Here is a 23,493-nt window from a genome sequence, read left to right as displayed (position 1 = left end):
CTCACGCTGTTTAATCAAGACAGGCAATGTATTTTTCCCCACTACGCTGCACCAGCCGATCGGCATTCGCCATTATATCCTTGCCTTCAAACGCGCCGTAAAGGGTGTTGAAACTCACGCCGTTCAGGCGGTGCACCATATCGCTAACCGTCGCCGCCGGCAGCGGCAGCATGTTGGGATAACTCCACATGAACGATACGCCGTTGGCGCCTGGCGTCACCTGCAGGATGTCCCCGCACAGCAATATGCCATCACCCGTCGCCCAGTGAAGCACGCTACCGCCGGCGAAGTGTCCCCCGAGACGTAGCAGGTTGACATCTGTGGTTAGCGCCAGGCTGTCACCTTGCCAAAGGGTGATCCGCGGGCTATCGCGCATGATCCACTGGCGATCGCGGGCATGCAGGTAAATTTCGGCATCAAATTGGTCGGCCCATTGCTGCATGGTGGTGTAGTAATGCGGGTGCGAGATGGCAATAGCCTTCAGTCCGCCCAGAGAATTAACCAGCGTTTTGGTGGCGTCATCGAGCGTGGCGATGCAGTCCCACAGAATATTGCCCTGCGCGGTTCGCAGAATAAAAGCACGCTGGTTAATGGCAAAATCAGGCACGGTGCGGATGCTAAACAGGTTTTCCTGATGCTGTTTCCACTTGTTGGTGTGTGAGGCAACCAGGGTATCGAAGTCAATCCATTGTTGTCCCGTTACCGGTACGTACTGGCGTTCATCCAGGCAGATTTGGCACCGTTGCGGATGAGCGTCGGCCGTCTCATAGGATGTTCCGCAGGCTTTACATAGCGTTATCATCACGTCCTCCATGCTTCTCGTCAGGCTGATTGGCTGATATCTCTCCAGTAACACTAGCTTACCCTCCGCCAGAGAGGCGAATAGGCGGTAGACAACGAGAGTTCTTTTTACAAGAACGCTGGCCGGATGCGCCATGGCGCGACAAAAGACACCGCTATCAAGCGGAGTATGCCCCCGTAGAACAGCCGCTCGCAGGGCGTATACCGGTAACGCTGGTGCTGCGGTCGCTTTGCCCGATGCGCGTATATTTTGCCGGGCACCCGGCGTATGGTGTTATGAGCATTAGCTCATTCACAGGAACAGAATCATGCGTGACCTTCCTCCTACCGCTACGCTACGCGCGTTTGAAGTTGCCACCCGTCACACCACCTTCACCTCGGCGGCCGCAGAGCTGTTTATCACCCAAAGTGCGGTTAGCCATCAATTGAAAAAGCTGGAAGAAATCTGGGGTCTGCAGCTTTTTCAGCGCGGTAAAAATCTCAGTCTGACGCCGGCCGGCGCGGCACTGGCCCCGCTGGTGCGTGAATTTTTCAGCAAGTTGGAAACCACGCTGGCCGATCTGCGAGAGCAAAAGGGCCGGGTGCGACTGCGCGTCAATACCACCTATTCTTTTGCATTAAAGTGGTTGCTGCCACGCCTGCCGGAGTTGGCGCGTTTGCATCCGGAAATTCTGGTGACTCTGGAAAGCACCGATCAGGCGATCAACTTCGCCAGCACCGATGCCGACGTGGCGATCCGCTTCGGCCACGGCAATTACCCCGCGCTACACACCGAGTTTATGTTCCGCGAGCAGCTGTTCCCGGTGGCAAGTCCGGCACTGTTACAGCGCTTTGGTACCCTGCGTGAACCTGCCGAACTGTTGCGCTACCCGCTACTGACGCGTGACGGCGCCGATCTGGTGCCGAAATGGGACGTCTGGTTCAAGCTGGTTGGCATAAATACCGAAGTGTTGCACGAAAGCGTGCGCTTCGCCGATACCAATATGACGATTGAAGCGGCGCTGCTGGGGCAAGGCATTGCGCTGGCGCGCAGTGGGCACGTGGAAAAAGAGCTCGGCGAAGGCACGCTGGTGCGGCTGTTTGCGGTGCCTTTTCCGTCACCGGCCGCCTATTATTTTGTCTGCCCGCAGGGCATCGAAACACGGCCGCATATTGTCAAATTCCGCAGCTGGCTACAGGCAGAGTCGCAGCAGGCGCAGTGCAGCTACCGTTAAGTCATGAGTATTTACTCATGACATGATGACGACACTTCACTGTTCATTGGCGCACCGGCTGTTTAGCATCAGCAGATGCCCAATCATATTATTCTGCTTACGCTATTCGCCGCGCTGCTGCATGCCAGTTGGAATACCTTATTGCGTGGCGGCACCGACCGGCTATGGTCGATGACCATCATGTGCCTCGCCATCGCCGTGAGCTGCGCGCTGGCGATGCCGTTTTTGCCACTGCCGGCCAGCGCCAGCTGGAGGTACGCGCTGCTGTCGGCCCTGCTGCACGTTGGTTATAACCTGTGCCTGATACGCAGTTATCACAGCGGGGAACTCGGGCAAACCTACCCGATTGCACGCGGCTCTGCGCCACTGCTGGTCACCTGCGCGGCGGCCCTCCTGGCCGGGGAACAGATCGAGCTCAACACCCTGGGCGGTATTGCGCTGGTATGCGTGGGGATCCTGTTGCTCGCCTTCCGGGGGCGCAAGCTGACGAGGCCGACGGTGCAATACGCACTGGCGACCGGCGTGTTTATCGCCGCGTATAGCGTGGTGGATGGTATCGGCGTGCGCCTGTCCGGCAATGCGCTGTCCTATACCGTCTGGATGAGCGCTTTATGGGGAATCTTGATGCCAGCGCTGTATATCGCGCTGCGTGACGGTAAAAGTCTGCTGCGTTGGCGCGCCGGCGTAGGGCGCGCGGCCACCGGTGGCGTGGTTTCGCTACTGGCTTACGGCATCATTATCTATGCCATGGCGGCAGCCCCGATGGGCGCAGTCTCGGCGCTGCGTGAAACCAGCGTACTGTTTGCCGCGCTGCTGGGCTATCTGTTTCTTGGCGAAACACTGACGCTGGGAAAAATGCTGGCATGCACGGTGATTGTCAGCGGTATTGTGATCATGGGTTAATCAACACAGGACAACACACTATGTCAAAGCATCCTTCGATAGCGCTTATTGGTCCGGGGGCCATCGGCACCACCATTGCGGCAGTATTGCATCAAGTTGGCCGTACGCCAGTGCTCTGCGGGCGCACCGCCTATCCGCAGCTGATTCTGCGTCATGATGGCGGTGAAGTTGTGGTACCTGGCCCGGTATTGAGCAATCCGGCGGCGATCCGCCAGCCGTTCGATCTGGTGTTTGTGGCGGTGAAAACCACCCAGATAACCGACAGCGCCGACTGGCTGGCCGCGCTGTGTAACGAAAACACCGTGGTTTGCGCCTTGCAGAACGGCGTCGAACAGCAAACCCAGTTGGCACCCTACGTCAATGGCGCAACGGTGCTGCCTTCGGTAGTGTGGTTCCCGGCTCAGCGTGAACCAGACGCGTCTGTCTGGCTGCGTGCCAAACCACGCCTGACGCTGCCGGCGGTGCCGTCGGCAACACGGGTCACCGATGCGCTCGGCGGCAGCGGCTGTACGGTGGAGCTGTCAGCCGACTTTCTGACTATCGCCTGGCGCAAGCTGTTGCAGAATGCGGTGGCGGGGCTGATGGTGTTGGCCAATCGCCGTACCGGGATGTTTGCCCGGCCGGACATTACCGCACTGGCTCTGGCTTATCTGCATGAGTGTCTGGCGGTGGCGCGTACGCAGGGGGCTAAACTTGACGACAACGTGCCGCAGGAGATCGTCGACGGTTTCCATCGCGCCCCGGCGGATTTAGGCACCTCGATACTAGCCGATCGCCAGGCCAATCGGCCACTGGAGTGGGATATTCGCAACGGCGTAATACAGCGTTACGGGCGCTTGCAGGGGATCCCCACGCCGATCGGCGACGTGCTGGTTCCGCTGTTGGCGGCGGGCAGTGAGGGGCCAGGTTAACGCAGCTAATGGTGGGTGGCTGTTGTTCAACGCTGACAGCCGGCTAGCGTTTGCCACCCGGTCAGTGGTGGATGCAACCTGGTGCAGCCACAAAAATAATGGGTATAATCGCCGTCATTATTCAACCGGTTTAGAAATGACGATGACAAAACTCACCTTACAAGAGCAGATGCTCAAAGCGGGCTTGGTAACCAGCAAAAAAATGGCCAAAGTCCAGAGAACGGCTAAAAAATCACGCGTGCAGGCGCGTGAGGCCAGAGAAGCGGTAGAAGAAAACAAAAAAGCGCAACTTGAGCGCGACAAACAGCTGAGCGAACAACAAAAACAGGCGGCGTTATCCAAAGAGTATAAAGCGCAGGTCAAGCAGCTGATTGAAATGAACAAAATCGTCATTGCAAAAGGTGATATCGGCTTTAACTTCACCGATAGCAATGTGATTAAAAAAATCTATGTCGACAAGACCACCCAGGCCCAGCTGATTAGCGGTCGGCTTGCCATCGCGGCGTTGGTGGTTGATAACGGCGCCGAGAAAGAATACGCCATTATCCCCGCCAGCGTTGCCGACAAAATTGCCCAGCGAGATGCCAGCAGTATTGTCTTGAACAGTGCGCTGAGTCAGGAAGAGCAGGATGAAGAAGATCCGTATGCCGACTTTAAAGTGCCTGATGATTTGATGTGGTAATCAGCGGTTACAGGCCATGGGTTGGATCCTCAACCCTGGCGCCGCTGCTTTGCAGCCATAGCGAGCGGCAACACCATTTTTGCGCTTAGAACGGGCTTGCTTGGCGGGCGGTGATTCGCCGTTGACTGACGGGATGAACAAACTGTAACTCGCTGGCGTGCAGCATCAGCCGCGGCGTCTGCTCGGTGCCTGGCAACAGGCGGCCGCCGTACAGATCGCAACCCAAAATAGGGTGACCCAACTGCTGGCAGTGGATACGTAACTGGTGGGTGCGCCCGGTCTCCGGCGTTAACCGTACCCGCGTCACCGGCACTGGCCGCTGCTCTGCCACGGCGTGATAACCGCGCTCAACGACCTGATAGCGGGAGCGGGCGGGCTTGCCGTGGATTGAGCAAATCGACATCAGCGGGAACAGTGCCGGGTCTTTGGCTATCGCCGCGTCTATCACCCCTTCGTTGTGCTCCAGATGCCCACACAGTAGCGCGTGGTACTCCTTGCTGACCGTACGTTGACTGAACTGCTGGCAGAGGGCGGCATTAATCGCCTTATTGCGGGCAATCAGCATCAGCCCGGAGGTGCCGAAATCCAGGCGGTGAACCAGCGTGCAGCCAGGAAAAATCTGCACCAGCCGATGGTGCACCGAATCGATATTTTGCGCATTTTTCCCCGACAGGCTGAGCAGCCCGGCGGGTTTATCGATCAGTACCAACTGCTCGTCCTGATAGAGGATCTCTATCCTGTCAAGACACGGCGGGGCAATAAAGCTATCGACAATGGTAGACATCAGCTTGCCTGAACGGAGAGTGGGGGCGGATGATAACCAATTTTCAGCCGTCTGGCGATCCCGCGCATCATCATTGGCTAAAACCCCGATAAGCAAAAAGCCCGCTCAGATTTAGGCGTTGAGCCGGATTACCGATGAATGAATCCAGCAATCCCATATTTAGCAAAGAAAATAGTTTAAAGTTGGCTACTATGGATTAGTTTTTCTTTGTTGAGGGGTTGAGTTGATGCAAACGCTGTTGTTTATCTGGGACTGGCTTAAGTCGAGCCCATTCGCCTTTTCCCTGCTAGCGGTTGTTTTTATGCTATTTACCGCTTTTGTGACAGCGATTATCTGTAAGCTTTTCCTGCTGGGTCTGGTGAGGCGGTTCATCCTCCACTCGCATAAGCACGATCCTCTGGACAAGGACATGCGGGTCGCTCGGCGTTTGACGAACATTATTCCCGTCGTCACGTTCTACTTTCTGTCACGTCTTATTCCGGGATTGCCTCCGGGGCTACTGGAAGCCATCAGTACCATTTGCGGGGTGTTATTTATTATTAATGCCACCATGCTGATCAACGAACTTCTGGATATCACCAATACCACCTATATTCGCAGACACGGTGAAAAAGCGCATTCGATTAAAGGATATGTGCAGATCGGCAAGATTATTGTGTCATCCATTGCGACTATTTTAGTGATTGCCACATTGTCCAATAAGTCACCGGTAATCATTATCTCTAGTCTGGGGGCGGTGGCAGCCGTGCTCATGCTGGTATTTCAACATACGCTGACATCACTGGTGGCAAATATCCAGGTATCGTCCTCTAACGTTATTCAAACCGGCGACTGGATAGAGATTGCTCATGGAGAGATCAGCGGCGAAGTTGTTGATATTGCGCTACATACCATCACTATTCGTAACTGGGACAATACCCTGTCGCGGGTACCGACCAAGAACCTGATCACAGAAACCTATACCAACTGGCAACCGATGTTCTCCTCGGGCGGACGTCGCATTAAGCGCAGTTTCTTTGTTGATCAATCTAGCGTCACCTTTGCCGATACCGCGTTACTTGAGAGGTTAACAGCGTTATCGCCAGAAAAATATGTTGGACTGAAAGAATATCTCAGTAAAAAAATGGCAACGCTGTCGGATGAACAGCTGAGCCACCATGGGATTACCAATCTTGGATTGTTTAGAAAATACTTACTGGAGTATTTGAAGGGGCGGGAAGATATTAGAAAGGATATGTATCTGGTGGTGCGGCAACTTAGTCCGACATCAGAAGGATTGCCGATTGAAATATACTGTTTCAGCTCAAATGTCTTCTGGGAAAACTATGAAGAAACACAGTCGGAAATTTTCGAGTATATGTATGCGACGGCTCGTTACTTTTCTTTGGGGATTTATCAAAAACCCTCGGGAACCGATGTCAGCAACATGTTGCCGAAATAATCGTTCAGCGATGCACAAGCAGACATCCCCCGCATAATGCAGGGGCGAGAACGGTGTGAATGAATAAAGTCAGTTACCGATTTTAAGCTGTAACCTTCTTTGTCATTGTGATGCAGCGCTAAAATTGCGCCCCAGAACATAAGACGATACGGTGTCAGATGTTCGGCTATTTCGTCGAGTGAATCGACGCCAAAATAAACCTGATAACGCCGTGCGAGCCACGCCGGTTAACGCGCAGATTTTATTTTCGCTAAAGGAGATATAGTCGCCTTCAGTCGGCACATTTTTTGCCGAAATCAGCTGTTTTGTCTGGTTTCGTCAGCGTTGCGCTGAATCATGACGCTCTTCATCATCTCACCTGGGAGAGTCTCATATCATCACCGGCATGCCATGCGGGAATGTGACGAAATGGTACCAGCCACCGCGATGTCTCATGGCAGCAGGCACATCGCTTAACAGATTATCGATTAAAGCTGGATAAACCACTGGCCTCCAACTGGCGGATGGCTGCCGCCCAGTGCTTTTGCGTGATCTCATCCGTGCCGCTGCGAAACCGCATGGACTGCGCCTTGACCTTTTCGATCGCGGCCGGCGGCGCATAGTGCAGATTGTCTCGCCCGCCGGCGAGCGCCGCCACCTGAATGTTACAGGCGCGCTCCAAACCGTGCAGTTCCCGGAACGCGTGCTCGATACTCACGCCGCCGGCCAGCAGCCCGTGGTTGCGCAAAATCATCACGTTGCCGTGGCCCAGATCGTTAACCAACCGTTCCTGCTCATCCAGATCGAGCGCTACGCCTTCATATTCGTGATAGGTAATGCGCGAATAGTAAGCCAGCGCATGTTGTGACAGCGGCAACAAACCGTCTTTTTGCGCCGATACTGCCGCACCGTCTTTGGTGTGGGTATGCAGCACGGCTTTCAGATCGGGTCGGGCGCGGTGTATGGCGCTGTGGATCACAAAGCCGGCCTGATTAATGCCAAGCCCGCTGGGATCGGCAATAATATTGCCGTCCAAATCGATTTTCACCAGGTTGGAGGCGGTGATTTCACTGAATAGCAGGCCGTAGGCGTTAATCAGGAAATGTTCTTCCGCGCCCGGCACGCGCGCCGAGAAATGGGTATAAATATGATCGGTCCAGTTATACAGGGCCGCCAATTGATAAGCGGCAGCCAGTTTGACGCGTTCTTGCCACTCCTCCTGGCTGACGTCGTTTTTTACTGCGCCGCTGTTGGCGGTAGGGATAGACACCAAAGACATAACAACTCCCGTTAATGGTGGTTTGACAAATATTGGCAGCGATGGGCAGTGAAGTTACCAATCGCTCTCTTGACCCAGAATTTTCAAAATGTCCTGTCGGTGTTGAATCAGCAGCGGGGCGTCGCGGTGACGCGGGTAGGCGAGCGGCACGGCAAATTGCGCCAGAATTCGGCTCGGACGCGGCGACAGCACCATTACCCGATCGCACAATAGCAGCGCTTCTTCAATGTCGTGCGTCACCAGCAGGCTGGTGTAGCCCTGGCTTTGCCAGAGGTTAATCAATTCGCGCTGCATACTGATACGCGTCAGCGAGTCCAGTTTTCCCAGTGGCTCATCGAGCAACAGCAGGCGCGGCTCGTTGAGTAGCGCGCGCGCCAATGCGGCGCGCTGGGCCATGCCGCCGGATAGCTGCTTCGGGTAGGCGTTGGCGAACTCGTTGAGGCCGATACGGTCAATCAGGCTGTCGGCCTGATGTTCCTGGCCACTTAGCCCCTGCGCCTGCGGCCCGAGCAGCACGTTTTGCCGCACCGTCCGCCATGGGTAGAGCGTGGGATCCTGGAAAACCAGAATGCGTTCGGGGCTGGGGGCGCCGAGCGGCCGGCCGTCGGCAAGCAACTGACCGGTCTGTAACGGCTCCAGTCCGGCCAGCAGGCGCAGCAGCGTGGATTTCCCACAGCCGGAAGGTCCGAGTAGTGCGACGCTTTCACCGGGGGCAATGCTCAGGCTGATGTTATCCAGCACGGCGATTTCCCGTTTACCCAGGGCGAAACGGTGGCTGACGTTGCGTACGTCAATCGCTGTGCCTGTGGCTTTACTCTGAGCCTGTGCGGCTTGCGCTACCATTTCATCACTCCTTTTTGCCAACCGAGCAGTCGATCGCGCAGCAAAAACAGCAGGCTGATCAGCCCGGAACACAGACAGGCCATTACAATCAGCGCCGCGTACATATTGGGATAGGCAGCCCAGCCCTGCGCCCATTGCAGATAAAAGCCGATACCGGCTTTAACCCCAACCATCTCCGCGACGATCAGTACGGAGAAAGACGCTCCCAATCCCATAAACAGGCCGACAAACACGCTGGGCAGGGCGGCGGGGATCGCCACGTGGAAAATCAAAAAGCGCTGACTGGCGCCCAGGGTGCGCGCTACGTCGTAATAGGCTTTATCGATGTTGGCGACGCCCGACCAGGTGAGAACGGTAACCGGGAACCAGGTCGCCAGAGCGATCAGAAACACGCTGGCGCCAAAGCTGCTCGGGAAGATGAACAGGCACAGCGGTAGCAAGGCGGTCGACGGCACCGGCCCGAGAATGCGCAGTATCGGGTGCACCCAATAGCCAATGCGCTGCGACCAGCCGATCGCCACGCCGCTGACAAAGCCGCTCAGGGTTCCAATCGCTACCCCCAGCAACAATAACGACAGCGAGTGATACAGGCTGGTCAGCAGGCGCGGCCAGTCGGTAAGGTAAACCTCAATCAGCGCCTGCGGCGGAGCGAAAAACGGTACCGGCAGCACCCCGGTTTTCGCCGTGAGCAGTTGCCACAGGCTGAAAAACAGCGGCAGCGCGATCAGCCATTGCCCGGCGCGTTGCAAACGCAGCAAACTCCCGTTCCAGCGCCGATAGCTCAGCGTCAGAGCCAGCAACGCCACCGCCAGTGCCAGTTGCAGATAAGCCCAGGCCTGGCTATAGGGCCACTGGCGGATGGCGTTAGGCCAATAGAGAGTGATAAGCCCGGCCGCCAGCCACGCAGCTGCGGCAAGCAGGCCGGTGAGCCAGATCCTTCCTCTGGCGGTTTTTTCGCCTTTTATGGTGCTATCAAGCAAATACGTCGGCATAAATGCTCTCCGCAAATTGGTGGGCGTCGGTCGTGGGTTTAATCACCTGTACCAGCTGTAAATCGCTGACGTATTGGGTAAGTTCTTTGACGAAAGCTTGCCCAACGGCATGATGTCCATGAGCCTGACCATGGATAATGCCGGCCACTTCCTTGACGTTGGTGTTTAACGCGTGGGCCATAAAGGCTTCGGCAACGCTTTCCGGGTGCTCTGCCGCGTAGCTGTGTGCATCAAGCAGAGCCTGGGTCAACGCCGCCGCTGCGGCTCTGTGTTCACGGGCCAGCGACCCACTGACGCCAACCACGCAGCAACTGAGGTTGGCGTATTCGCCGGTCATATTGCTGGCCAGCAGTTGGTATTTGCCGCTTTCCAATAAGCGGTAGCTAAAGGGTTCACTGCCGCTGATGGCGGCAATTTCCTGTTTATCCAACGCCACGCTTAATAAATCGGCGGGATAAACCTTCCATTGCACATCGGCGATCGGATCTACGCCATGGCGTTTGAGCAGAATGGCAAAAAAGTTCTTGTCAGGGCCTGCCATATCGGTCACACCGATGGTTTGCCCTTTCAGTTTGTCCAGGCTGGTAAAGGGGGCATTTTTGGCGGTCAGCAAATTCAGGCAGCCGCCGTGGGTACCGGCGGTGAGCTTTACGTCAAAGCCTTGCTCCAGCGCCTTCAACCAGCGCAGGGCCATGCCGATGCCGGCATCGGCTTTGCCGGTGGCGATCGCCTCCAACAGCAGATCGGTCGAGTTGCCGAAGTTGACAAATTCAACGTCCAAATTGTATTTGCTGAAGAAGCGCTGCTGTTCCGCTACGGTGACGGGAGCAATACACACCGCGCTCTGGTTGATAGCGAGTTTCAACTTGTAGGGTTCAGGCAGGCGCAGGGCGTTACTGCCATCCTGATGCATGGTTGCCATATCATGGGCGAACAGCTTTGGTGATATGCCGGCCAACGCCGGGGCTGCCAGCAGGCTGCCACCCAGTCGGAGGAATCTACGGCGTGAATACTGGGCTAGGGGATTCATGGCTGACCTTCCTGTTGTGTCTGCGCCAACGGCGGCACGCTAAAACCTTTATCAAAAGTGTGGGTAACGTCGAGGGGCTGCCGGATCAGACCGTTAGCCTGATAAAAATCCGCCGTGGCCTGCTGTTGACGCACGGTTGTCTCGTCAATCTGCTGCCAACGCAGCTGGCGGCTGGCGAACTGTTCGCGCGCGATTTCGGGCGGGAATTTAATGATTTTCCCCAGCGTGTTCCCGTAGCTGTCGAGATTGGCATAGGCCCAGCGTTCCGCTTTTGCCAGGCGGTTCAGGTAATCCTGCAGTGCCTGGCGTTTAGCGCTATCGGCGAGCGTTGCATCCGTGGCCGCCAGGAAGGTATTTCCCGGCAGTAGGCCGCTGCCGCTGACCAGCACATGGCCTTGTCCGGTTTTAACCAGTTGAGTGGTATAAGGCTCCCAGGCGCCCCAGGCGTCGACCGAGCCGCTAAGCAGCGCAACCTTGGCATCCACCGGCCCCAAAAAGACCCACTGTACGTCCGTCGCGCTCAGACCGGCTTGTTCCAGCGCCTTTAACGCCACAAAATGGCCGATCGAACCTTTGCCGGTGGCGATGCGCTTACCTTTCAGATCCTGACCGCTTTTCAGCGGTGAGTTTTCACTCACCAGTAGTGCGGTGCCCGCCGGGTTGCTTTTATCCACCGCTACCGCTTTCACCGGTGCACCCTGCGCAAGGGCAAACAATAACGGGGCATCGCCAATAATGCCGACATCAACTGCGCCGGCGTTCAATGCTTCGGCAAGCGGGGCGGCGGCGGGGAACTCGGCCCATTTGATGTCGTAAGGCAGCTTGTCAAGCGCATTGGCCGCTTCCATTTGTGAACGCATACCGCCTTTTTGGTCGGCAATATGCAGGGTGATACGTGCATCGGCGAACGGTGGCAGGCCTGCCAGACCGAGCAGCAATAGGGCGCCCAAGGTGTGTTTAATACGTAACATGGTGATTTTCGTCCTATGGTGTTAACGAAGCTTTGCCGGCGTTGATCCATGCGCTGTCGTTTTGTGGGGTATGTATCCGGCCGCAGAGTACGTTACGGTAGTGGCGCTCCAGCGGGTTATGGCGCGTCAAACCGTGGTTACCGCTCTGCGTTAGCGCCTTTTCCACTGCCGCTATCGCATTTTCGGTGATGGTCACTTTTGCCAGGTTGGCCTGTTCGGTGCTGAATGCCTGCGCTGCCGCCTGGCGCAGCAGGCTCTGATTGACCAACAGCAAGCCATCGATTTGTCCGACGGCTTCCTGCACGCGGGCCAGGCTGGCTAATGGGGCACCCAGACTGGCCGGCACCCGTTGCTGCAACCAGGCGATCAGCCAGCGGCGTGCCGCCTGCGCAATGCCGTCATAGATGGCTGGCAGCAGAGCGGTGTGCGCATTGGCGGCAGCCTGAAGCTGCGCGGTATCCGGCGGCGGCGGCCGATCGGCCGGGTAAACATCCACCGCGTGGGTCAGCGGTACTATGACATCGCGCAGTATCACCTCATGGCTGCCGGTGGCGCGCATCCCCAGATGATCCCAACTGCGTTTAAGGGTGATGCCCGGGCTGTCGCGCGGAACCAGCCAGGTGCCCACCTGTGGGTTGGCATCATCACTGCGAGCCCAGATTGCCAGCCAGCTCAGCCCTTCAATCCCGGTGGTATAAAGCTTATGACCGTTGAGCCGCCAGCCGGCAGAGGTGCGAGCCGCTACGGTGTGGGGCAGACCGCCGCGCGCCGGGGAACCCAGTTCCGGCTCTACCCGCAGGCTGTTGATTAGCGCCCCGCGTTGCACGGCGCTGAGGCTGACTGTACCGCGCAACGCTTCTGGCCAACTGGGGTTGGCGGCCAGGCGCAGGTGGTGCAGATACTGCATGCAGACGATCAGCGCCGTTGACGGTTCGCCCTGTGCGATGGCGCTGACCACCTGCTGCAAAGTAGACAGATTGGCTTCGGCGCCGCCGTAACGCTGCTCACAGGCCAGGCCCAATAGCCCATATTCATGCAGCAAGGTCAGATTGGTGTGTGGAAACTCGCCGCTGCGATCCAGCACCGCGGCCTGCTGCGCCAGTTGTTCGGTGATCTGCTCAAGCGGCGGCTGGATATGCTGTCGCCGCGTAAACAGGCGGGTAGACTGGACAGAACTCATACGTAGTGCCTCTCCCGTTGACCATCAGGCGCTTTGTTTGGCGTCGCGCTGGGCAATTTTTTCACGGGCGATCGGCAACAGTTCTTTACCGTATTCCTGAGCGTCGTTGAGGGGATCAAAGCCGCGGATCAGGAAGTTGCGCACGCCCAGATCGTAGTAATCAAGCAGGGCATCGGCCACTTGTTCCGGCGTACCCACCAGCGCCGTGGAGTTGTGCCCGCCACCGACCAATCTGGCGATGCCGGTCCACAGGCGTTTATCCACCACATCGCCTTGCGCCACGGTTTGCAGCAGACGTTGAGCGCCGACGCTGTTGGGCTTGTTCTTATGGCTCGCGCCGGCTTGTGCGGCATGTTCAGTGGCGACATGCAGGATCTGTCTGGCTTTTTCCCAGGCCTGCGTTTCGGTGGCGGCAATAATCGGCCGGAAGGAGACGCTAAAGTCGATTTGGCGCTGGTGTTTGGCCGCTTCGGCCCGCACGCGCTGGATGGTTTCCCTGGTTTGCGCCAGCGATTCGCCCCACAGGGCAAACACATTGGCGTGCTTACCGGCCACGGCGATGGCCGCGTCGGATGAGCCGCCGAAGAAAATCGGAATATGGGGCTGTTGCAACGGCTTAATTGCCGAAAAGGCCTGGTCGACCTGATAGAAATCATTATGGGCGTCGAACGGCCGCTCCTGGGTCCAGACCTGGCGTACGATCTCCAAAAACGCCTCGGTGCGGGCATAGCGCCGATCGTGATCGAGATAGTCGCCGTCGCGGCGCTGCTCGGCGTCGTTGCCGCCGCTGATGATATGCACCGCCAGGCGGCCGTTCAGCAGATGTTCCAGCGTGGCGAATTTGCGCGCCGCCAAGGTCGGTGAGACGAAGCCCGGCCGGTGAGCCAGTAAAAAGTTGATTTTTTGCGTGGATAGCCCGGCCAGCGCCGTGACTAGAAATCCGTCGGGTTGATCGGACCAATGGCCGACCAGCAGGCGGTCAAAACCGGCGGCTTCGTGAGTTTGCGCAAAGCGCACAATGTAATCTCGATCAAATATCGGGCCAGCCGGAGGGATGATTTCCGAAGACAGACGGTGGCCGATCATGCCTAAAAATTGAACGCTCATTAGAACTCCTTGTCAGGAATCGTGATAGGGTCTGGCTGCTGGCCAAGGTTTGGCAATCAGCAGCACGGTGTTTATACCCTATACGTGATGTTCTAATGATTTAAATGCATTTTTATCATATGTTAATATGCATAAAGTTAATTATATAACTAATCGCTTATTATTCATGCAATTGGCCGCGAAGTTCCTGAACGATCTTTTCGGCAAAAAAGGTGGTGGGTCGTTGCAAATTGCCCAATCCCGGGCTGCTGACCTGCCACAGTTGGACTTTCGGTCGGAAGTCGTTCAGCTCGACAATCGTGATATCGTTTTGATGCGGACTGTGGGTTAACGCCGCCTTCGGCACCAGTCCGAGCCCGAGCCCCTGAGCCACCAGACTGATTTGCAACTGGGCGCCGGCGGTTTCAACATTGACTTTCAGCCGCAGCCCGTGTGCCAGCAGATCGCGGTTTAATCCGGCGCGCAGGCCGCAGCCATCAGGGTTTAATACCCAGCCATAATGGGCGCAACCGCTGAGGCGGGCGGTGTCGAGGCGAAGATTTTTGCTGGCGATCACGACAACTTCCAATGGGCACAACGCTTTTGTCACCAGGCTGTCATCGAAGGTTTGCTGCGTCGGCCCCATGGCAAGCAGGCTGTCCAGCTCAACGTTTTCCAGCCGTTTTATCAACTGCCCGCCCCAACCGCAGACCACCTGCGGGCGCAGTTGCGGGTAATGCTCACCGAGGGCAACCAGCGCTGGCCGCAAGGCGATTTCACTCAGGCTTTGCGGGATCCCCAGGCGCAGCGGGCCGCTCGGTTCCGCATCCTGATTAAGCAAACTTTCCAGCCGCTTGGTTTCGCGTTTGATCGTCAGACACTGTTCGTAGACGCGATGGCCGACGGCCGTCAGTTTAAGTGGTTTGGTTTGGCGATCCAGTAGCGTGGCGCCTAGGCTCTGTTCAAAGCTTTGCAGGCGGCGGGTTATGGCAGATTGGCTAATGCCAAGGTATTCCGCGGCCTGGTTAAGCGAAGCAAATTGCACCACCGCCAGCAGTGCGTCAATGTCGTCTGTACGCATGGAGACTCTCTTTATGTGTATTCTGCATTTTAGTTTATTACAAAAATGCATTTAAATAATAAAAAGTTCTTTGTTAGCGTGATAGGCACCGCTTCAGACAGGAAGGCTCTATGACAATGCCATTACGCTTAGACCGTTTACGCGGCTTCATCCAACAATTGGCCCAACTGCATCAACAGCCGCTGGACGATACGGCGCGGCTGGAACAGGCGGCGCAATCGCTGTCCGAGCTGGTCAAGCAGGATGACTGGCTGGCCGAAGAATACGCCCGCCCACATCCTGAACATTACCAGCAGTATCTGCTGCATGTTGATTCCGCCCAGCGCTTTTCCATCGTCAGCTTCGTTTGGGGGCCAGGGCAGGTCACGCCGATCCACGATCACCGCGTATGGGGGCTGATTGGCATGCTGCGCGGCGCTGAAATCAATCAGCGTTACCTGCTTGACGGTCAGGGCGTGCCCCAGCCTGCAGGCGGCACCGAGCGGTTAACAGCCGGGCAGGTAGCGAAACTGTCGGAACAGGACGGCGACATTCACCAGGTTAGCAATGCGTTTAACGATCGTGTGTCAATCAGCATTCATGTGTATGGCGGCAACATCGGCGCCGTCAAGCGTGCGGTATACGGCGAAAGTGGCGCGGTGAAGCCCTTTATCTCCGGTTATTCCAACACTCAACTGCCTAATATTTGGGATCTTTCTAAGGACGTATAACTATGCCTGCCTTTGTTTACCGTGATTTTTCCACCCTGCGTGCCGCGTTACTGGCTCGCCAGGAATTGGCGCTGATCGATGTGCGTGAAGAAGCCGAATTTGCGCAAAGCCACCCGCTGTTTGCCGTGAACATTCCGCTGAGCAAATTGGAGCTGGAAACCTACCGACGCATTCCGCGCCGTAGCACGCCCATCACCGTGTATGACAACGGCGATGGGCGTGCTGAACAGGCGGCAAGGCGGCTACAGCAGTTGGGCTATGGGGATGTCGCTCTGCTGACCGGCGGCCTGGCAGGTTGGCAAGCCGCCGGTGGCGAGCTTTTCCAGGACGTAAATACCCCGAGCAAGGCCTTTGGCGAACTGGTGGAAAGCCGCAGGCATACGCCATCGCTGACTGCGCAGCAGGTGAAGGCGCTGATCGATAGGCAGGCCGATGTGGTGATCGTCGATGCGCGCCGTTTTGATGAATACCAAACCATGAGTATCCCCACCAGCACCAGCGTGCCTGGGGCGGAGCTGGTGCTGCGGATCAACGCGCTGGCACCGGATGCCAACACGCAGGTGATAGTCAACTGCGCCGGGCGCACACGCAGCATTATCGGTACCCAATCGCTAATCAACGCCGGCATCAGCAATCCGGTGGCAGCGCTGCGCAATGGGACGATCGGCTGGGGGCTGGCGGGGTTTGAGCTGGAAAGTCAACGGCAACGTCGCTACCCGGACGGCGTGGATAATCTGCCGCAGGCGCAGCAGCAGGCACGGCGGGTGGCGGACGAGGCCGGGGTACGGCGCATCGATCGTGAGACGCTGGGGTTGTGGTGGCAGGATACGGCACGCACCACCTATCTGTTTGACGTGCGCAGCCCCGAGGAGTATTACGCCGGGCATCTGCCGGGCAGCTATGGGGTGCCAGGTGGCCAACTGGTACAGGAAACGGATCACCATGCCAGCGTGCGCGGCGCCCGCGTGGCGCTGGTGGATGATAACGGCGTGCGTGCCAACATGAGCGCCTCCTGGCTGGCGCAGATGGGCTGGGAGGTGGCGGTAGTGGACGGTCTGACCGCCGCCGACTTTACCGAGCAGGGCGATCCGGCGGCGCAGGTGCCGCCACCGCCCGCGGTGGATGAAATCACGCCTGAGCAGTTGGTCGCACTGCTGGCGCAGGAAGGCACGGTGTTGCTGGATTTCACCACCAGCGCCAACTATGTGGCGCGCCATATTCCCGGCGCCCATTGGGTCATCCGTTCGCAGTTGCCGTTGGCGCTGGAAAACCTGCCGCCGGCCAAGCGCTATGTGCTGACCTGCGGCAGCAGCCAACTGGCGCGCTATGCGGTGCCGGAAGTAGCCGCGCTGACCGGCAAGCCGGTACAACTGCTCGCCGGCGGTACCCAGGCATGGATCGCTGAAAACCGGCCGTTGGAAAAGGGCGAAGGGCGGTTGGCGGTGCCGCGCATAGACCGTTATCGCCGCCCGTACGAAGGCACGGACAATCCGCGCGAAGCGATGCAAGCGTATCTGGACTGGGAGTTCGGATTGGTGGAACAACTGGCGCGTGATGCAACCCATGGCTTTACCGTGCTTTGAATCACCAGACAATACGCATAACCATCAGCGGCAAAGAGGAAAAGTATGACGCAGTTTTCTGTTTTACTTAGGGCCGTGGGGCTGAGCGCCTCGTTATTAACGGCATCGTTGGCACAGGGGGCGATAGGCGATGCCCAGTTGGTGCTGGGCGATCAAGCCCGCGGGTTGCGTAGCCTGGTGGAAGCCGCTGGCGTGATGAAGGATGCGCCTTATCAGTATCGGTGGGCCAATTTCCAGGGGGCGGCGCCGTTGTTTGAGGCGCAGCGCGCAGCAGCGGTTGATACGTCCTATGCCGGGGATCTGCCGGTGTTAATGGCGGCGGCAGGCGGGGTGGATTTTAAGCTGATTCAGACCAACGTCGGCTATGGTCAGTCTAATGGGATTGTCGTGCCGCAGGATTCACCGTTGCACAGCGTTCGGCAGTTGCAAGGGCAAACGGTGGTAGTTTCCTCGGCGCGTGGCAGCATCTCGCAAAACCTGCTGTATGCGGCGTTGCAGGAGGCGGGGCTGAAACGGGAAGATGTGAAGATTCAGTTCGTCATGCCTACCGATGCCAGCGCGGCGTTTAGCACTGGCAGAGTGGCGGCCTGGGCGGTTTTTGATCCCTATTTGGGGGTTGCGGAGCAAAGCGGCGCGCGCCTGCTGCGCGATGGTCAGGGATTAACCCCGTCGCTCGGTTTCTTGACCGCCACTACGCGCTCATTGGCCGATCCGGACAAGCGAGCTGCCATCAAAGACTTTGCCGAACGCGTCGCCAGAGCGCGGCAGTGGGCGATCGATCATCCGCAGGAATACGCCAGGGTTTACGCTCAACTGACGCGTTTGCCACTGGAAACCGCTCGACAGATTGCGGGTCGGACCTCAAAGGGCGCGCATAGCGTCAATCAACAGGACGTCAAAGTGCTGCAACCGGTAGCTGATTTGTTTTATCAGTTAAAGATATTGCCCAGGCAGGTTGATGTTAACAATTTGATTGATAAGAGTTTTGACTTAAAGGAATAAATACTGCACGGATGCCGAGGCTGGCATGTCCTTACCCGCCATCGTGGCGCTATTGGAAAGTTGACCGGAGTCTCAGGCAAGCGTTCGCGGCTCGGGTTTGAGTGACGGTTCGCATCAAAAGCAAAAAGCCCGCTTAAGTTTCCTTAAGCGGGCTTCTCTAAATATGGCTCCTCTGACTGGGATCGCCTTTGCCAACAAGTGGCTAATAAATAAGCTAAACCTGAATTCCCTTTCTGTCAAGACCACCAGAATGACCACCAATCGACGCTGATGAGCGAATCAGGGGGCCGGGATGTTGTTACTTATTGTTGGAATTGGGGACATGCTGCTGCATCAATTCAACGACCCAATCACTAAAAACTCGCAGTTTGGCGTTGACATGGCGGTTCGGCGGAAATGCCAGGTACAAGGGCATTGGATTAATACGCCAATGTTCAAATAGCGGAATCAAGGCGCCACAAGCCTGATGTGCTGCCGCCATATAGACTGGCATTGCAATCACGCCTAACCCAGCCAGCCCAGCTTCGAGGTAAGCATTGCCATCATCCACTGCAAGCACATAGCTGCTCTTGATTTCGATATGTTCACTCTCACAGTGCAGTACCAGAGAATCAATCCTGCCGGTGCGTGAGGACAAGAATCCCACTATGCGATGGTCAGTGTTTTCCAGCTCTCGCGGGTGCGCAGGGGCGCCAAGGCGTTCCACATAACTGGGGGCGACGTAGACGCCGAATTGCAAATCGCCGACATGGCGTGCGATCAGGGACTGGTCGTTGATTTCGCCACCGCGCAGGACGCAATCCATATTGTCGCCGATCAGATCCACCACCCGGTCACTCACACCCATGTCGAATTGGATATCAGGGTAGCGCGCGTGGAAAGCCGGTAGCGCCGGCACCAGCACAAGGCGGGCCAGCGGACTGGGCACATCCACCCGTAGCCGTCCTCTGGGCGTAATCGCCCTACTTGAAAGGCTGTTTTCAGCATCATCCATGTCCGCCAGCAGGCGGATGACGCGCTCGTAGTAAGCCGCTCCATCAGGAGTGACACCAAGCTTGCGGGTGGTGCGATGGAGTAACTTGACGCGCAGCCGCGCTTCCAACTGCTGAATGAGTTGTGTCACCGTGGTTTTGCTCATATGAAGTGTTTGGGCAGCCTTTGTGAAGCTACCTGCCTCCACCACACGAGCAAAGGCGCGCATCGCATCGAAACGATCCATTCCTTACCCTTTCTTTTCACCGATTGTTTGGATTTTACAAACAATGATGAACAAAGTCGCTTGTTTATCCACCCGAACTGGCACCTGTAAAGTGTCTTTATATTCATTGGGCAGATTTCGCCCCATTGCAAAGGTACAAACATGACAACACGCGAAGCAGTTTTTCCCTTCGGGCGACAGGCGCTCTATGAGCACAATCGGTATTCAGCGGCCATCAAATCTAACGGCTTCTTGTTTGTTTCGGGGCAGGTGGGTAGCCGGGAGGATGGTTCGCCTGAACAGGATCTTAAAGAGCAGATCAGGCTGGCATTCGATAACCTTAATGCTGTTCTCACGGCTGCGGGCTGCACGTTCGGTGACGTGGTTGACGTTACCCTCTTTGTCGTCGATCCCGAGTCAAACCTCGACGCTATCTGGAGTATCCTGCCAGAATATTGGGGGGAAGCGCCTTACCCTACATTGACCGGGATCGGCGTGACGTGGCTTTACGGATTCAAGTTTGAGATTAAGGTGATTGCCAGGCTGCCCTAAACGTTACGGGTCTTTCCGCCCGTCGAAAATTCTACAGGGCAGCCCGCACTGCCTGCAGAGGGAACAGAGAGATTTCTGTCGTGCTATAGGCCGGATCGAGATGGTTTTCCGGACCGGGTCTGGATTTACTGATGAGGCAGAGGAAAATTTATGAAAGCAGCGGTTTATGACGTGGAAGGCGCTCCCGGCGTCCTGAAATATGTCGATATCCCAGATCCGGTAACAGGGCCTGACGACATCCTGATTTCCGTCGAGGCTATCTCGATTGAAGGTGGGGATCTGATCAACCGCCGTTCAACTCCGCCGCCTCATCCTTCATGGATCGTCGGCTACGCGGCCGCGGGCACAGTTATTGCCGTCGGATCGAAAGTCAGTAGCCGTAGGGTTGGGGACAGAGTCGCCGCTTTTAACATGCAGGGATCACATGCGGAACGTTGGGCTGTGCCCGCGGAACGAACCTGGCTTATACCCGATGGGGTGGATACGGTAGAAGCGGCGGTGTTACCGATTTCTTTTGGAACCGCGCATCATTGTCTTTTCACACGAGGCATGCTCCGGCACGGGGAAACCGTCCTTATTCAGGCAGCAGCGGGTGGCGTGGGGCTCGCTGCCGTTCAGCTTGCATCACAAGCAGGCGCGACGGTCATCGCCGTGGCAAGCGGAACGCAGCGAAGAAGCCGGTTGCTTGAACTTGGTGCCGATCATGTCGTGGATCGTGCAGAGAATAACGTCGTGGACAGTGTCCGACAGTACACCCATGGCACCGGTGTTGACCTCGTCATCGATCCGGTGGGGACGACGTTGCCTGCTTCGCTTTCTGCACTCGCTCCGCAAGGTCGTCTCGTCTTCGTCGGTAATGCGGGCGGTGGCAGCCTGACTGTCGACTTGTGGCCGCCAATGCAGTCTAACCAGACACTCATGGGGGTATTCATGGGACCCCTTTTTGAAAAGCCCGGAGTTTGGGCAAGTGTGGACGACATGTTGCAGGCTGTAGCCGCAGGGCGCATCAGGGTTGTCATTGACCGCATATTCCCCCTGGCCAACGCTACCGCGGCCCACGAATTCGCCGAGACAGCGAAACCGCTTGGCCGCATCGTTATGAAGCCATGAGGCGCGTTTGACCAGTATGAGTGCGCTGGGCTAATTACTGGGTTCTGGTATCAAGGCTAAGTTCAGATGTCAGGGGTAGGGCAAAGCTGAAATGTCCGCTCTGTGCCAAGAGCGGACGCTGAACCTGTGAAGATTATCTGTCGCTATGGCCTTATAAACTTATCTTCCGTTTTAGCCCTACTGGGAAAGACCAGCCCAGTTTTACACCAAGTGTGCATAGTGCGATCAGTATCATTCCTGTCATCTGAATGACCCCAGGTTGATGGCCATAAAACACCCAGTCTACAATGATAGCAACCAGTGGGTAGATAAAAGTCAGCACTCCAATTACCGGGGTGGTTAACTTTGGATAAGCCGAGTACATCAGGACGTAGGCGACACCGGTGTGCAGTATACCTATGCCAATTAACCACCCCCACGACTCAGGAGGAACTGAACGAAACGAATCGGTAAAAGGGGCTAGCAGAATAATTCCAACTATCGTCTGGCATAATGTGGTAATTTCGGGCCGTTGCTGTCCCAGTCCTTTCCCCACTACTGTTGATATCGCGTACAGCAAGGCGGCAACCAGAGTAAGCGCGACTCCCAGAACCCAGCGAATATTAATGACACTGAAGGGAGCGATAAGCCCACTAGCCAAAATGACACCTGTAAATGCTCCTGCTATCCATAGGACCTGGTTAAGTGAGATCTGCTCCCTAAGAAACACCGCGCTAATCAGTACAACAAAGAAAGGTTGTATGTGGTAGACAATAGTTGTTGTGGCTATTGAGGTAAGTGTGAATCCGGCAAAAAAAGCTATCCAGCTAAGCACCATACAGAGCCCTGCGAGTGAGGCATAAGTAAGACGTTTAAGGGAAAGAGACCTGTCCGGCAGGTAACCCCTGATGATGCACCATAAACCAAGAAAGAGAGTGCCAAAAACGCAGCGCCAGAACACTACCGATACTGGCGAAAGTCCGGACTCCACGGCAAAAGCACCAACCGTTCCTAACATCGCCATTCCGACAGCAAGTTTAACCGCAGGTAGCTGTTTGTCAGACATTTTTCTATCCCTTCCCAGGCTCTAAAATGAACAATGAAGCAACTATATTTTTTGTGGTTAAATTAAGCCAGTGAATAGATTTGATGGCTTCTATTTGTTATGTTAATAGCACTATGGCTAACCTTTTAGATATTGATTTGCTGCGTGCCTTTGTTGCTGTTGTCGAAACGGGCAGTTTTTCCCGTGCGGGCGAACGTATCGGGAGAAGCCAGTCTGCTGTGAGTATGCAGATCAAACGTCTTGAGCAGTCCATCGGTAAGCGCCTTTTACATCGAGGGACAAAGGCTGTTGCCCTCAACTCCGTTGGTGCTGATTTCTTGGTTCATGCCAGGCAAATTTTAAAACTGTCAGATGAGGCCTGGACAAGTGTGACACGCCCAGAAGAAACTGGCTGTGTTCGCCTGGGGGTACCTGATGACTATGCCGCTTTTTTATTACCTCCGGCGCTTGAACAATTCTCGGCGGAACATCCCCTGGTGACAGTAGAACTGATATGTGAGCCCTCTCTTTCCCTTACAAAAGCTATTGCGGATGGAAAAATTGACCTGGCCATTGTTACCCGGGTGGAGGAGCAACCGGTTGAAGTGATACGAAAAGAGCCTTTTGTCTGGGTTGCATCACCAACACATGTCGCCTGGAAAAGTGATCCTGTCCCGGTAGCACTATTTGCTCCCGGGAGTGCTGCACGTACCAATGTCATTCGTGCTCTATCTGAAAACGGCTATACATACCGGAATGCTTATTCGAGTGCCAGCTTGCTTGGTCTTGTAGCTGTTGTTCAGGCGGGGCTTGCAGTGGCCGGTCTGGCTAAGTGCAGTGTACCGCCATCCCTGTGCATTATTGGCGTCAATGAAGGTCTGCCTCCACTGAACGATCTGGAAGTGAGTATCTTACGGAAGTCAGGAGAAAGTGGTTCTGCAACAGATTGTCTGTACAACTTTCTCTATCGTTCCTTAACGGACTGCCGTTGATACAAGCTACGGTTGTTAAGTTCCCTGGTTTCGCTGAAATAACTGAAGAATATCCCCCTAAGTGTCAGCAGCAAGATAAGGCCCCGTAAAGCCCTCTCCCCGGGGGTAAAAGAGATTACCTGCTGACAGCTGGTTCAGGGAAATA

Annotated in this window: 23 protein-coding genes; 11 read left to right on the top strand and 12 right to left on the bottom strand. The window is 56.2% G+C overall.

All coding sequences use genetic code 11. The features are described from left to right. Positions 1-10 precede the first annotated feature (10 nt). Positions 11-802 carry an MBL fold metallo-hydrolase gene (locus AC2AXP_RS10135; RefSeq protein WP_198772974.1) on the bottom strand — a complete coding sequence of 264 codons (792 nt, stop codon included), beginning with the start codon at positions 800-802 and terminating at the stop codon, positions 11-13. A 307-nt stretch (positions 803-1,109) separates the two neighbouring features. Here AC2AXP_RS10135 and gcvA point away from each other — a divergent pair, with 307 nt between their 5' ends. From gcvA to AC2AXP_RS10115, 4 genes are all read left to right on the top strand, one after another. Then, the gene (gene gcvA, locus AC2AXP_RS10130) at positions 1,110-2,015 is read left to right on the top strand and encodes a transcriptional regulator GcvA (RefSeq protein WP_484381615.1); all 906 of its coding nucleotides are present in this window, start codon (positions 1,110-1,112) and stop codon (positions 2,013-2,015) included. A gap of 75 nt (positions 2,016-2,090) precedes the next feature. Next, entirely contained in the window at positions 2,091-2,918 is an 828-nt protein-coding gene (locus AC2AXP_RS10125; RefSeq protein WP_004961160.1) for a DMT family transporter, read from the top strand. A 20-nt stretch (positions 2,919-2,938) separates the two neighbouring features. After that, positions 2,939-3,829: an oxidoreductase gene (locus AC2AXP_RS10120; protein WP_004961162.1), complete on the top strand. Its 891-nt coding sequence runs from the start codon at positions 2,939-2,941 to the stop codon at positions 3,827-3,829. 142 nt (positions 3,830-3,971) lie between these two features. Then, positions 3,972-4,511 carry a DUF2058 domain-containing protein gene (locus AC2AXP_RS10115; RefSeq protein ID WP_039992668.1) on the top strand — a complete coding sequence of 180 codons (540 nt, stop codon included), beginning with the start codon at positions 3,972-3,974 and terminating at the stop codon, positions 4,509-4,511. Positions 4,512-4,596: 85 nt separating this feature from the next. Here AC2AXP_RS10115 and AC2AXP_RS10110 read toward each other — a convergent pair whose 3' ends face one another. Continuing rightward, the gene (locus tag AC2AXP_RS10110) at positions 4,597-5,295 is read right to left on the bottom strand and encodes an RluA family pseudouridine synthase (protein WP_039991933.1); all 699 of its coding nucleotides are present in this window, start codon (positions 5,293-5,295) and stop codon (positions 4,597-4,599) included. Between the two features lie 226 nt (positions 5,296-5,521). On the opposite strand from AC2AXP_RS10110, the gene AC2AXP_RS10105 reads away from it, so the two are divergent. After that, the gene (locus AC2AXP_RS10105) at positions 5,522-6,736 is read left to right on the top strand and encodes a mechanosensitive ion channel family protein (RefSeq protein WP_198772973.1); all 1,215 of its coding nucleotides are present in this window, start codon (positions 5,522-5,524) and stop codon (positions 6,734-6,736) included. Positions 6,737-7,196: 460 nt separating this feature from the next. Here AC2AXP_RS10105 and AC2AXP_RS10100 read toward each other — a convergent pair whose 3' ends face one another. The 8 genes from AC2AXP_RS10100 to AC2AXP_RS10065 all read right to left on the bottom strand — a co-directional run bounded on the left by AC2AXP_RS10100 (position 7,197) and on the right by AC2AXP_RS10065 (position 15,177). Next, the gene (locus tag AC2AXP_RS10100; protein WP_484381614.1) at positions 7,197-7,994 is read right to left on the bottom strand and encodes a class II aldolase/adducin family protein; all 798 of its coding nucleotides are present in this window, start codon (positions 7,992-7,994) and stop codon (positions 7,197-7,199) included. Positions 7,995-8,048: 54 nt separating this feature from the next. Next, entirely contained in the window at positions 8,049-8,837 is a 789-nt protein-coding gene (locus tag AC2AXP_RS10095; protein ID WP_198772972.1) for an ABC transporter ATP-binding protein, read from the bottom strand. Beyond that, entirely contained in the window at positions 8,831-9,829 is a 999-nt protein-coding gene (locus AC2AXP_RS10090; RefSeq protein WP_004961174.1) for an ABC transporter permease, read from the bottom strand. Before AC2AXP_RS10090 ends, AC2AXP_RS10095 begins: the two co-directional genes overlap by 7 nt. Then, positions 9,810-10,859 (bottom strand): ABC transporter substrate-binding protein, encoded by a 1,050-nt coding sequence (locus AC2AXP_RS10085; protein WP_484381613.1) that lies wholly within the window; start codon positions 10,857-10,859, stop codon positions 9,810-9,812. The genes AC2AXP_RS10090 and AC2AXP_RS10085 overlap by 20 nt, the downstream gene beginning before the upstream one ends. Further along, positions 10,856-11,830 (bottom strand): ABC transporter substrate-binding protein, encoded by a 975-nt coding sequence (locus tag AC2AXP_RS10080; RefSeq protein WP_004961177.1) that lies wholly within the window; start codon positions 11,828-11,830, stop codon positions 10,856-10,858. The genes AC2AXP_RS10085 and AC2AXP_RS10080 overlap by 4 nt, the downstream gene beginning before the upstream one ends. A 13-nt stretch (positions 11,831-11,843) precedes the next feature. Next, complete coding sequence (locus AC2AXP_RS10075; RefSeq protein WP_484381612.1) at positions 11,844-13,010, bottom strand: acyl-CoA dehydrogenase family protein; 1,167 nt, start codon at positions 13,008-13,010, stop codon at positions 11,844-11,846. A gap of 24 nt (positions 13,011-13,034) precedes the next feature. Continuing rightward, entirely contained in the window at positions 13,035-14,117 is a 1,083-nt protein-coding gene (locus AC2AXP_RS10070; RefSeq protein ID WP_004961181.1) for an LLM class flavin-dependent oxidoreductase, read from the bottom strand. Between the two features lie 160 nt (positions 14,118-14,277). Beyond that, entirely contained in the window at positions 14,278-15,177 is a 900-nt protein-coding gene (locus AC2AXP_RS10065) for a LysR family transcriptional regulator (protein ID WP_004961184.1), read from the bottom strand. 110 nt (positions 15,178-15,287) lie between these two features. On the opposite strand from AC2AXP_RS10065, the gene AC2AXP_RS10060 reads away from it, so the two are divergent. Genes AC2AXP_RS10060 through AC2AXP_RS10050 form a run of 3 tightly spaced genes read left to right on the top strand, consistent with a single transcriptional unit; the run spans position 15,288 to position 18,472 of the window. Continuing rightward, positions 15,288-15,887 (top strand): cysteine dioxygenase family protein, encoded by a 600-nt coding sequence (locus AC2AXP_RS10060; protein WP_198772970.1) that lies wholly within the window; start codon positions 15,288-15,290, stop codon positions 15,885-15,887. A gap of 2 nt (positions 15,888-15,889) precedes the next feature. Beyond that, positions 15,890-17,470, top strand: coding sequence for a rhodanese homology domain-containing protein (locus tag AC2AXP_RS10055; protein WP_198772969.1), 1,581 nt, complete (start codon positions 15,890-15,892; stop codon positions 17,468-17,470). Between the two features lie 45 nt (positions 17,471-17,515). Beyond that, positions 17,516-18,472: an ABC transporter substrate-binding protein gene (locus AC2AXP_RS10050; RefSeq protein ID WP_198772968.1), complete on the top strand. Its 957-nt coding sequence runs from the start codon at positions 17,516-17,518 to the stop codon at positions 18,470-18,472. A gap of 298 nt (positions 18,473-18,770) precedes the next feature. Here AC2AXP_RS10050 and AC2AXP_RS10045 read toward each other — a convergent pair whose 3' ends face one another. Continuing rightward, positions 18,771-19,691 (bottom strand): LysR family transcriptional regulator, encoded by a 921-nt coding sequence (locus AC2AXP_RS10045; protein ID WP_484381611.1) that lies wholly within the window; start codon positions 19,689-19,691, stop codon positions 18,771-18,773. A gap of 141 nt (positions 19,692-19,832) precedes the next feature. On the opposite strand from AC2AXP_RS10045, the gene AC2AXP_RS10040 reads away from it, so the two are divergent. After that, positions 19,833-20,222, top strand: a complete 390-nt coding sequence (locus AC2AXP_RS10040; RefSeq protein WP_336369438.1) for a RidA family protein — start codon at positions 19,833-19,835, stop codon at positions 20,220-20,222. A 150-nt stretch (positions 20,223-20,372) separates the two neighbouring features. Next, a complete protein-coding gene (locus AC2AXP_RS10035; RefSeq protein WP_336369437.1) occupies positions 20,373-21,332 on the top strand; it encodes a quinone oxidoreductase family protein in 960 nt (319 codons plus the stop codon). A 151-nt stretch (positions 21,333-21,483) separates the two neighbouring features. On the opposite strand, the gene AC2AXP_RS10030 is transcribed toward AC2AXP_RS10035, so the two are convergent. After that, positions 21,484-22,377, bottom strand: coding sequence for a DMT family transporter (locus AC2AXP_RS10030; protein ID WP_371901521.1), 894 nt, complete (start codon positions 22,375-22,377; stop codon positions 21,484-21,486). Between the two features lie 83 nt (positions 22,378-22,460). Here AC2AXP_RS10030 and AC2AXP_RS10025 point away from each other — a divergent pair, with 83 nt between their 5' ends. Beyond that, positions 22,461-23,348 (top strand): LysR substrate-binding domain-containing protein, encoded by an 888-nt coding sequence (locus AC2AXP_RS10025; protein ID WP_371901659.1) that lies wholly within the window; start codon positions 22,461-22,463, stop codon positions 23,346-23,348. Positions 23,349-23,493: the final 145 nt, after the last annotated feature.

This window comes from Serratia sp. Sp408, assembly GCF_057180665.1.
Note: the sequence above shows the minus strand (reverse complement) of the source record. Positions and strands in the feature narration are given on the sequence as shown.

Bases quoted from the DNA above. Each gene is read 5' to 3' on its own strand.
- AC2AXP_RS10060 (WP_198772970.1), top strand. From the start codon at position 15,288: ATGACAATGCCATTACGCTTAGACCGTTTACGCGGCTTCATCCAACAA.
- gcvA (WP_484381615.1), top strand. From the start codon at position 1,110: ATGCGTGACCTTCCTCCTACCGCTACGCTACGCGCGTTTGAAGTTGCC.
- AC2AXP_RS10050 (WP_198772968.1), top strand. From the start codon at position 17,516: ATGACGCAGTTTTCTGTTTTACTTAGGGCCGTGGGGCTGAGCGCCTCG.
- AC2AXP_RS10100 (WP_484381614.1), bottom strand. From the start codon at position 7,994: ATGTCTTTGGTGTCTATCCCTACCGCCAACAGCGGCGCAGTAAAAAAC.
- AC2AXP_RS10075 (WP_484381612.1), bottom strand. From the start codon at position 13,010: ATGAGTTCTGTCCAGTCTACCCGCCTGTTTACGCGGCGACAGCATATC.
- AC2AXP_RS10095 (WP_198772972.1), bottom strand. From the start codon at position 8,837: ATGGTAGCGCAAGCCGCACAGGCTCAGAGTAAAGCCACAGGCACAGCG.
- AC2AXP_RS10085 (WP_484381613.1), bottom strand. From the start codon at position 10,859: ATGAATCCCCTAGCCCAGTATTCACGCCGTAGATTCCTCCGACTGGGT.
- AC2AXP_RS10025 (WP_371901659.1), top strand. From the start codon at position 22,461: ATGGCTTCTATTTGTTATGTTAATAGCACTATGGCTAACCTTTTAGAT.
- AC2AXP_RS10120 (WP_004961162.1), top strand. From the start codon at position 2,939: ATGTCAAAGCATCCTTCGATAGCGCTTATTGGTCCGGGGGCCATCGGC.
- AC2AXP_RS10135 (WP_198772974.1), bottom strand. From the start codon at position 802: ATGATAACGCTATGTAAAGCCTGCGGAACATCCTATGAGACGGCCGAC.
- AC2AXP_RS10115 (WP_039992668.1), top strand. From the start codon at position 3,972: ATGACAAAACTCACCTTACAAGAGCAGATGCTCAAAGCGGGCTTGGTA.
- AC2AXP_RS10040 (WP_336369438.1), top strand. From the start codon at position 19,833: ATGACAACACGCGAAGCAGTTTTTCCCTTCGGGCGACAGGCGCTCTAT.
- AC2AXP_RS10090 (WP_004961174.1), bottom strand. From the start codon at position 9,829: ATGCCGACGTATTTGCTTGATAGCACCATAAAAGGCGAAAAAACCGCC.
- AC2AXP_RS10110 (WP_039991933.1), bottom strand. From the start codon at position 5,295: ATGTCTACCATTGTCGATAGCTTTATTGCCCCGCCGTGTCTTGACAGG.
- AC2AXP_RS10055 (WP_198772969.1), top strand. From the start codon at position 15,890: ATGCCTGCCTTTGTTTACCGTGATTTTTCCACCCTGCGTGCCGCGTTA.
- AC2AXP_RS10065 (WP_004961184.1), bottom strand. From the start codon at position 15,177: ATGCGTACAGACGACATTGACGCACTGCTGGCGGTGGTGCAATTTGCT.
- AC2AXP_RS10070 (WP_004961181.1), bottom strand. From the start codon at position 14,117: ATGAGCGTTCAATTTTTAGGCATGATCGGCCACCGTCTGTCTTCGGAA.
- AC2AXP_RS10030 (WP_371901521.1), bottom strand. From the start codon at position 22,377: ATGTCTGACAAACAGCTACCTGCGGTTAAACTTGCTGTCGGAATGGCG.
- AC2AXP_RS10045 (WP_484381611.1), bottom strand. From the start codon at position 19,691: ATGGATCGTTTCGATGCGATGCGCGCCTTTGCTCGTGTGGTGGAGGCA.
- AC2AXP_RS10035 (WP_336369437.1), top strand. From the start codon at position 20,373: ATGAAAGCAGCGGTTTATGACGTGGAAGGCGCTCCCGGCGTCCTGAAA.
- AC2AXP_RS10080 (WP_004961177.1), bottom strand. From the start codon at position 11,830: ATGTTACGTATTAAACACACCTTGGGCGCCCTATTGCTGCTCGGTCTG.
- AC2AXP_RS10125 (WP_004961160.1), top strand. From the start codon at position 2,091: ATGCCCAATCATATTATTCTGCTTACGCTATTCGCCGCGCTGCTGCAT.
- AC2AXP_RS10105 (WP_198772973.1), top strand. From the start codon at position 5,522: ATGCAAACGCTGTTGTTTATCTGGGACTGGCTTAAGTCGAGCCCATTC.